Raw genomic sequence first — 8,197 nt, forward strand, 5'->3', positions numbered from 1 at the left:
GCCGGGCCCCGTCGTCGTGCTCGCGAGACGTCAGTGCTGGATGCGGCGACGCAGCCAGAACAGCACGCCGCCGCCCACGATCAGCAGCGCGGCGATCCCGGCGAAGACGCCGACCGTCGCGCCCGTCTGCGGGAGCTCGTCGCCCGTCTCGTCCGCGGCCGGCGGGACGTCGGCGTCGTCCGCGGCGACCTCCACGTCCGCGCCGCCTGCGCCGACCGGGTTGGCGCACTCGGTGTTCGCCTCCGGGTAGCTCACGAGCTGCGAGTACTCGGGGTTGACCTCGAAGAGCACCTCGACGCCCTCACGGGTCCAGGCGTAGTTGCCGCCCGTCTCGGCGTAGGAGCCGTCGTCCTGCTGCTCCCAGCCCGGCCACTGCTTCGGCGCCGTGTCCGAGGCGCCCGGCCACAGCAGCTGGCCCTCCAGCGGCTGGTCGGTGGCGACGTAGTTCTCGCCACCCTCCGGGTGGATGAACGTGATGGTCAGCGGGGTCTCGTCGTCGACCTCGATGCCCTCGGGAAGGGAGACGCCGTAGTCCAGGTAGGGCGTGTCGCCCACGCACACGGCGCCGATGTCACCCGGGATCAGCGCGCACTCCTCCTCCGAGGGGACGAGCTGCTCGATCGGGAAGATCACGTCGCCACCGTCGGTGCGGGTGTAGCCGCCCAGGTCGTCGCCGAAGGTGCGCCCCTCGGTCGGCACCGCGAGCACGCCCTGCTCGGTGGTCAGGTAGGTGACGTCCGCCGTGTCCGCGGGGAGGATGACGTCCGACGCGACCGCGCCGCAGACGTCGAGGGCGTCCGGGGCCTGCGGAACGACGGTCTGGGGCTCCTCGACGACCGGGACCTCCGGCTCGGTCGGGGTGGCGCAGTCCTCGGCGGACGGCAGCTCGATGCCGAAGTCGCTCAGCTCCTGGTGCTGCCAGTCGACCAGGTGCCCGTCCATGGACGAGCCGTCGGGGTAGGTGATCGTCTCCGGCATCGTGTACTCGTCCACGCCGCCGCGCACCAGGTCCTGCTGGATGCCCCAGCCGGTGCACAGGTCGATGTCGTCGAGCGCGTCAGTCTCAGGGAGCTCGGTGTACCAGTGCTGGTCGTTCTTGAGCTCGTCCTCGGGGACGGAGAGCGGCGTCGTGCCGAGCAGCTGCTGCTCGCCGGAGTTCTCCCACGCGGCGGGCTCGTCCTTGTCGAGCTTCGGGTACAGGTAGATGCCGACCTGGACGTCGGTGACCTCCGGAGCCGGGCACGCCTTGGTGCTCTCGCCGTAGGACCAGTCGTACTGGGTCCCGTTGCGGCCGTCCCACGCATCGACCTCGACGGTCCACCGGGCGCTGCCGGAGATGTCGATCTCGTCGTTGTGGTACCGGGTCCCGAAGGACTCCTCGACCACGGTCTTGTCGTCGACCTTCACCGTCACGGTGTTGGTCCGGCCGTCGTGGCCGTCGGCGTATGCCGCCAGGTTCACGGTGAGCGTGTCGCAGGTGGCCGACGCTCCGGGGGTGTGGGCGGAGGCCGGCGCCGCGGTGGCGACGAGCATCCCTCCGACGGCGAGCGTCGTCGCGGCGACGCCGGCCAGAGTCCTCTTCACTGTGGGGTTGTCCCTTCGGTGGTGACCGGTGCACGGGCGCGCGCCAGTCGACGTGCGAAACGGGGAGTCGTGGTGTAGTACACCAGTTTTTGGAGTAAATCGGGAGAGCCGTTGATAACGGTCAGAGCACAAAAACCCGACGTTCCGGAAGAGCCGCTCCGATCACCCCCCAACTGTGGACAAGCTTGGGGACAAGCCTGTGGACAAGGCTGTGGAGAGCGCGCTTTCCACGACCTGTGGACAACGTGTGCGGAACTTCCCTCCAGCGGCGTCAATCCGCCGTTTCCTTGCCTCCGGCAGGTAGACTGGGACGGTCATTCCGGGTCGTGCTGCGACCTCTCGCACGGCTCGGTCGAGCGCAGCCCGGAACCTGAGAGCCGCGCCGCCTGCACACCGCACGAAGCGTCGGCGCGTGCACGACGACCGAGGAGCAGCTCCGCCTGTGGCAGACCGAACCGACACCCCCCGTCCCGACACTGTCGCCAACGGAGCCAACGAAGCAGCCGGACCGGGGAACGGGTACGACGCCGGCAACATCACCGTCCTGGAGGGCCTCGAGGCCGTCCGCAAGCGCCCGGGCATGTACATCGGCTCGACGGGCGAGCGGGGCCTGCACCACCTGGTCTACGAGATTGTGGACAACTCTGTGGACGAGGCCCTCGCGGGTCACGCCGACAGCGTCGAGGTGACCCTCCTCGCCGACGGCGGCGTCCGGGTCCGTGACAACGGCCGCGGCATCCCCGTCGCGATGCACCCCACCGAGGGCAAGCCCACGCTCGAGGTCGTCATGACGATCCTGCACGCGGGCGGCAAGTTCGGCGGCGGCGGCTACGCCGTCTCCGGCGGCCTGCACGGCGTGGGCATGTCGGTCGTGAACGCGCTGTCCACCCGCTTCGTGTCCCAGGTGAAGCGCGACGGCTTCCACTGGCAGCAGGAGTACCGCGACGGCGGTGAGCCCGTCACCGAGGTGCAGAAGCTCGAGCCGCTGGCCGAGGGCGAGACCACGGGGACCACGCAGACGTTCTGGGCCGACGACTCGATCTTCGAGACCACGGACTACGACTTCGAGACGCTGCGCTCGCGCTTCCAGCAGTACGCCTTCCTCAACAAGGGCCTGCAGATCACGCTGCGCGACGAGCGCGCGGGTCACGCCGTCGCGGACGACGAGGTCGCGGGGCAGTCGCCGGAGGGCGCCGACGCCGACGTCACGTCGGCCGACGGCGCCGCGGACGTCGAGGAGGCGAACCCCGTCCGCACGGTGACGTACCGCTACGACAACGGCCTCACGGACTACGTGGCGCACATCAACGCGGCCAAGAAGTCCGAGCTCATCCACCCCGAGATCATCGACGTGGAGTCGGAGGACACGGAGCGGAAGATCTCGGTGGAGATCGCGATGCAGTGGACCAGCGCGTACAGCGAGTCGGTGCACACCTTCGCGAACACGATCTCGACCACCGAGGGCGGCACGCACGAGGAGGGCTTCCGCGCGGCGCTCACCACCCTGGTGAACAGCTACGCGCGCGACAAGCAGATCATCAAGGAGAAGGACGACAACCTCACGGGCGACGACATCCGCGAGGGCCTCACCGCCGTCATCTCCGTCAAGCTCGGCGAGCCCCAGTTCGAGGGCCAGACCAAGACGAAGCTCGGCAACACCGAGGCGAAGACGTTCGTGCAGCGCGTGGTCCGCGAAAAGCTCGTGGACTGGTTCGACGCCCACCCGACCGAGGCGCGCGACATCATCCGCAAGGCCATCCAGGCGTCGCAGGCCCGCATCGCGGCCCGCAAGGCGCGGGAGGCCACGCGACGCAAGGGGATCCTCAGCTCGGGCGGGATGCCCGGCAAGCTCAAGGACTGCCAGTCGAACCGCGCCGAGGACTGCGAGGTCTACATCGTCGAGGGCGACTCGGCCGGCGGCTCCGCCGTCCGCGGTCGCAACCCGCACAACCAGGCGATCCTGCCGCTGCGCGGCAAGATCCTCAACGTCGAGCGGGCCAGGCTGGACAAGGCGCTCTCCAACCAGGAGATCCAGTCCCTCATCACGGCGTTCGGCACCGGCATCGGGGAGGACTTCGACATCTCGAAGCTCCGGTACCACAAGATCGTGCTGATGGCCGACGCCGACGTCGACGGCCAGCACATCTGCACCCTGCTGCTCACCCTGCTGTTCCGCTACATGCGGCCGCTCATCGAGCACGGCCACGTGTACCTGGCGCAGCCGCCGCTGTACCGGCTCAAGTGGTCGAACGCGCCGCACGACTACGTGTACTCGGACCGTGAGCGGGACGCGTTCCTCAAGGAGGGCCTGGCGGCCGGCAAGCGGATCCCCAAGGAGAACGGCATCCAGCGCTACAAGGGCCTGGGCGAGATGGACTACACCGAGCTCTGGGACACCACCATGGACCCGGAGCACCGCACGCTGCTGCAGGTGACCATGGACGACGCGGCCGCGGCCGACGAGATCTTCTCGGTGCTCATGGGCGAGGACGTCGAGTCCCGCCGCAGCTTCATCCAGCGCAACGCCAAGGACGTCCGCTTCCTCGACATCTAGCGGCTGACGACGACGTCGTACAACCCGTACGTGCGTCGTTGTACACCGGCCGAGCACGATCTCGAGGACGACGGAACCCGCGCCCCGGCGGCGCAGGACAGGAAGAAGGTAGACGGTGACGGACGAGACCCCCGGTCCCGACATGACGGACGGCGCCCCGGACGGCGAGGCGATCGACACGACCGACGGTGCGGTGACGGTGCAGCACGGCCGCATCGACCAGGTGGACCTGCAGCTGGAGATGCAGCGCAGCTACCTCGACTACGCGATGAGCGTCATCGTCGGTCGCGCGCTCCCGGACGTGCGGGACGGCCTCAAGCCGGTGCACCGCCGCGTGCTGTATGCGATGTACGACGGCGGCTACCGCCCCGACCGCGCGTTCTCGAAGTGCTCGCGCGTCGTGGGCGACGTCATGGGCAAGTTCCACCCGCACGGCGACACGGCGATCTACGACACCCTGGTGCGCCTGGTGCAGGACTGGGTGCTGCGGTACCCGCTCGTCGCCGGCCAGGGCAACTTCGGCTCGCCCGGCAACGACCCGGCCGCCGCCCCGCGGTACACCGAGTGCCGGATGGCCCCGCTGGCCATGGAGATGGTCCGGGACATCGACAAGAACACGGTCGACTTCCAGGACAACTACGACGGCCGCACGCAGGAGCCCGTCGTCCTGCCCGCCCGGTTCCCGAACCTCCTGGTCAACGGCTCCGCGGGTATCGCGGTGGGCATGGCGACCAACATCCCGCCGCACAACCTGCGCGAGGTCGCCGAGGGCGTGCGCTGGCACCTGGCCAACCCGGAGGCGTCGCGCGAGGAGCTCCTCGCCGCGCTGATGCTCCGCATCAAGGGACCGGACTTCCCGACCGGCGCCACGATCCTCGGCACCAAGGGCATCGAGGAGGCGTACCGCACCGGCCGCGGTTCCATCACGATGCGGGCCGTCGTGAACGTCGAGGAGATCCAGAACCGGATCTGCCTCGTCATCACCGAGCTGCCGTACCAGGTCAACCCGGACAACCTCGCGAGCAAGATCGCCGACCTGGTCAACGACGGGAAGCTCGCCGGCATCGCGGACATCCGCGACGAGACGTCCGGTCGCACCGGCCAGCGCCTCGTCATCGTGCTCAAGCGCGACGCGATCGCCAAGGTCGTGCTGAACAACCTGTACAAGCACACCCCGCTGCAGTTCAGCTTCGGCGCGAACATGGTGGCGCTCGTCGACGACGTGCCCCGCACGCTCAGCCTCGACGCCTTCGTGCGGCACTGGACCACGCACCAGATCGAGGTCGTGCGTCGCCGCACCGAGTACCTGCTGGCCGAGGCCGAGCAGAAGATCCACATCCTGCGCGGCTACCTCAAGGCCCTCGACGTGCTCGACGAGGTCATCGCGCTCATCCGCCGCTCCCCCGACGTGGACCAGGCCCGCACCGGGCTCATGGAGCTGCTGGACGTCGACGAGCAGCAGGCCAACGCGATCCTGGCCCTGCAGCTCCGCCGTCTCGCGGCCCTGGAGCGGCAGCGGATCATCGACGAGCACGACGACCTGCAGCGGGAGATCGAGGACTACAAGGACATCCTCGCCAAGCCCGAGCGCCAGCGGACGATCGTCCAGGACGAGCTCGACGACATCGTCGAGCGCTATGGGGACGAGCGACGCACCACGATCCTGCCGTTCGACGGCGACATGTCGGTCGAGGACCTCATCCCCGAGGAGGAGGTCGTCGTCACTATCACGCGCGGCGGGTACGCCAAGCGCACGCGCTCGGACAGCTACCGGGCGCAGCGTCGCGGCGGGAAGGGCGTGCGCGGCGCCGCGCTGCGCGAGGACGACATCGTCGAGCACTTCTTCGTCACGACGACGCACCACTGGCTGCTGTTCTTCACGAACCTGGGCCGCGTGTACCGCGCCAAGGGCTACGAGCTGCCCGAGGGCGGCCGCGACGCCAAGGGCCAGCACGTGGCGAACATGCTGGCGTTCCAGCCCGGCGAGCACATCGCGCAGGTGCTCGACCTGCCGGACTACGAGGCCGCGGACTACCTGGTCCTCGCCACGCGCCGCGGGCTCGTGAAGAAGACCCGCCTCGGCGAGTACAACTCGCCGCGCTCGGGCGGCCTCATCGCGATCAACCTGCGCGAAGACGACGAGGGGCACCCCGACGAGCTCGTCGCGGCGCGACTCGTGAACGCGGACGACCACCTCATCCTCGTGTCCCGCAAGGGCCAGTCGATCCGCTTCCCCGCCGACGACGACACCCTGCGCCCGATGGGCCGCGCGACGTCCGGCGTCACCGGCATGAAGTTCCGCGAGGAGGACGAGCTGCTCAACGCGGACGTCGTCACGCCGGGGACGGACCTGTTCGTCGTGACCGAGGGCGGCTTCGCGAAGCGCACCGCGATCACGGAGTACCGCGTCCAGGGACGCGCCGGCTACGGCATCAAGGTCGCCAACCTGGTCGAGGCTCGTGGAGACCTCGTGGGGGCCTTGGTCACGGAGGCGGACGACGAGGTGCTGGTCATCATGGAGCGTGGCAAGATCGTGCGCTCGGCGGTCGCGGAGGTGAACCTCACCGGCCGCACCACGCAGGGCGTGACGTTCGCCAAGCCCGACCGCGGGGACCGCATCATCGCCGTCGCCCGCAACGTCGAACGTCGGGACGTCGACGAGGCAAGCGGCGACGAGTCGGTTAGCGTGGACGAGCAGGCCGCCGACGAGCAGACCACGAGCGGGGACGAGGACTGATGACGGAGAACAGCGCGTCGACCCGGGCGTCGGCGCCTTCCACGCGGGAGGCGGAGATCGACGAGTCGACCCACCGCCGCAGCCCGGCAGCGGGCGCGGCGTCGTCCGCGGCGCCGGTCGGCGTCGTCCGCGTCGGCGAGGTGCCGGCCCCGCCCGCCCCGCCGGTCGCCGCCCCGGCGCCCGCGACGTCGGTCGCGCCGGACGGCACCGCCGTCCAGGGCGCGTCGCCCGTCAAGGAGGGCGCGGTGAAGGCGGCCGCCGCCGCGCTCGCCGCCGCACGGAGCGCGGCGAAGAAGGTCCAGTCGGTCATGCCGGACGCCCAGGTCAAGGGGCAGGACGGCGCGGGCAGCGCGAGCGGCACGGGCACGACGAAGAACGCCGCGAAGCCCGCCGAGCCGCGGCCGGAGATGCACTACTCGGCCGGAGGCGTGCACGGGACGGCAGCTCCCGCCGCGGCGGCTCCCGTGGGGAGCCCGATGGTGGGGGCCGCCCAGCCCGGTGCCGGCGCGCGCCGCGTGCGGCTGTCGGTCTCCCGGGTCGACCCGTGGTCGATCATGAAGCTCGCGTTCCTGCTGTCCGTCGCGATCGGCTTCATCACCGTCGTCGCGACGATGGTGGTCTGGTACGTGCTCAACGACATGGGCACGTTCGCGAAGATCCAGGGCTTCCTGAGCGAGACGATCGGCCCGCAGGCCGTGAACCTCATGCAGTTCATCGAGTTCGACCGCGTCGTCTCGTTGTCGGTGCTGATCGCCATCGTCAACGTGGTGCTGCTGACCGCGCTCGCCACGATCATGGCCATCCTGTACAACATCACGGCCGCACTCGTCGGCGGCGTGCACCTCACGCTGACGGACGAGTGAACCCCGTCCCGACCGGGACCGACGTCACACCGCGTGACGGCTCTCCCGGTTTGGGAACGGACCCGCGCGTACGGTAACGTTCCGTGCTGCACGCGCTCCCTCGTGGGGGCGCGCTCGGGGCTATAGCTCAGACGGTTAGAGCGCTTCCCTGATAAGGAAGAGGTCGGAGGTTCAAGTCCTCCTAGCCCCACTCCAGGCCACCTCAGGCCCGGGCCCGAGACGCACGACGACGGTCGTGACGAGGAGGCAGAAGATGAAGAAGCTGTTCGTCCTCCTGCTCGCGCTGGGCGCGGGATACCTGGTCTGGCGCCGTCTCAACGAGGACTCGGCCGACCGGGACCTGTGGTCGGAGGTCACCGACACCATCGACTGAGAACGTCCGGCCCGTCTGACGAGGCCGCCAGGGGCCATGGCGCAATTGGTAGCGCACCTGCTTTGCAAGCAGGGGGTTAGGGGTTC

General features: G+C 69.6%; 5 protein-coding genes and 1 tRNA gene. 5 read left to right on the top strand and 1 reads right to left on the bottom strand.

The genetic code is table 11. The annotated features are described in order from the left end of the window. Positions 1-30: 30 nt before the first annotated feature. Positions 31-1,584, bottom strand: a complete 1,554-nt coding sequence (locus tag ACFWEK_RS15800) for an LPXTG cell wall anchor domain-containing protein (protein WP_430554642.1) — start codon at positions 1,582-1,584, stop codon at positions 31-33. A 442-nt stretch (positions 1,585-2,026) separates the two neighbouring features. On the opposite strand from ACFWEK_RS15800, the gene gyrB reads away from it, so the two are divergent. The 5 genes from gyrB to ACFWEK_RS15825 all read left to right on the top strand — a co-directional run bounded on the left by gyrB (position 2,027) and on the right by ACFWEK_RS15825 (position 8,111). Beyond that, positions 2,027-4,138 carry a DNA topoisomerase (ATP-hydrolyzing) subunit B gene (gene gyrB, locus ACFWEK_RS15805; RefSeq protein WP_430544849.1) on the top strand — a complete coding sequence of 704 codons (2,112 nt, stop codon included), beginning with the start codon at positions 2,027-2,029 and terminating at the stop codon, positions 4,136-4,138. Positions 4,139-4,253: 115 nt separating this feature from the next. Beyond that, positions 4,254-6,875 carry a DNA gyrase subunit A gene (gene gyrA, locus ACFWEK_RS15810; RefSeq protein ID WP_430544850.1) on the top strand — a complete coding sequence of 874 codons (2,622 nt, stop codon included), beginning with the start codon at positions 4,254-4,256 and terminating at the stop codon, positions 6,873-6,875. Further along, a complete protein-coding gene (locus ACFWEK_RS15815) occupies positions 6,875-7,738 on the top strand; it encodes a DUF3566 domain-containing protein (RefSeq protein WP_430544851.1) in 864 nt (287 codons plus the stop codon). Before gyrA ends, ACFWEK_RS15815 begins: the two co-directional genes overlap by 1 nt. A 116-nt stretch (positions 7,739-7,854) precedes the next feature. Further along, positions 7,855-7,928 (top strand) — tRNA-Ile (locus ACFWEK_RS15820). 63 nt (positions 7,929-7,991) lie between these two features. After that, on the top strand, positions 7,992-8,111 hold the full coding sequence (locus ACFWEK_RS15825; RefSeq protein WP_217700772.1) for a DLW-39 family protein: 120 nt from the start codon (positions 7,992-7,994) through the stop codon (positions 8,109-8,111). Positions 8,112-8,197 lie beyond the last annotated feature (86 nt).

Origin of the sequence: Isoptericola sp. NPDC060257, from assembly GCF_042726645.1 — a bacterium.
Classification (GTDB): domain Bacteria; phylum Actinomycetota; class Actinomycetes; order Actinomycetales; family Cellulomonadaceae; genus Isoptericola; species Isoptericola nanjingensis.

Excerpts from the sequence above, each read along its gene's own strand:
- ACFWEK_RS15825 (WP_217700772.1), top strand. The coding sequence starts at position 7,992 with ATGAAGAAGCTGTTCGTCCTCCTGCTCGCGCTGGGCGCGGGATACCTG.
- ACFWEK_RS15815 (WP_430544851.1), top strand. The coding sequence starts at position 6,875 with ATGACGGAGAACAGCGCGTCGACCCGGGCGTCGGCGCCTTCCACGCGG.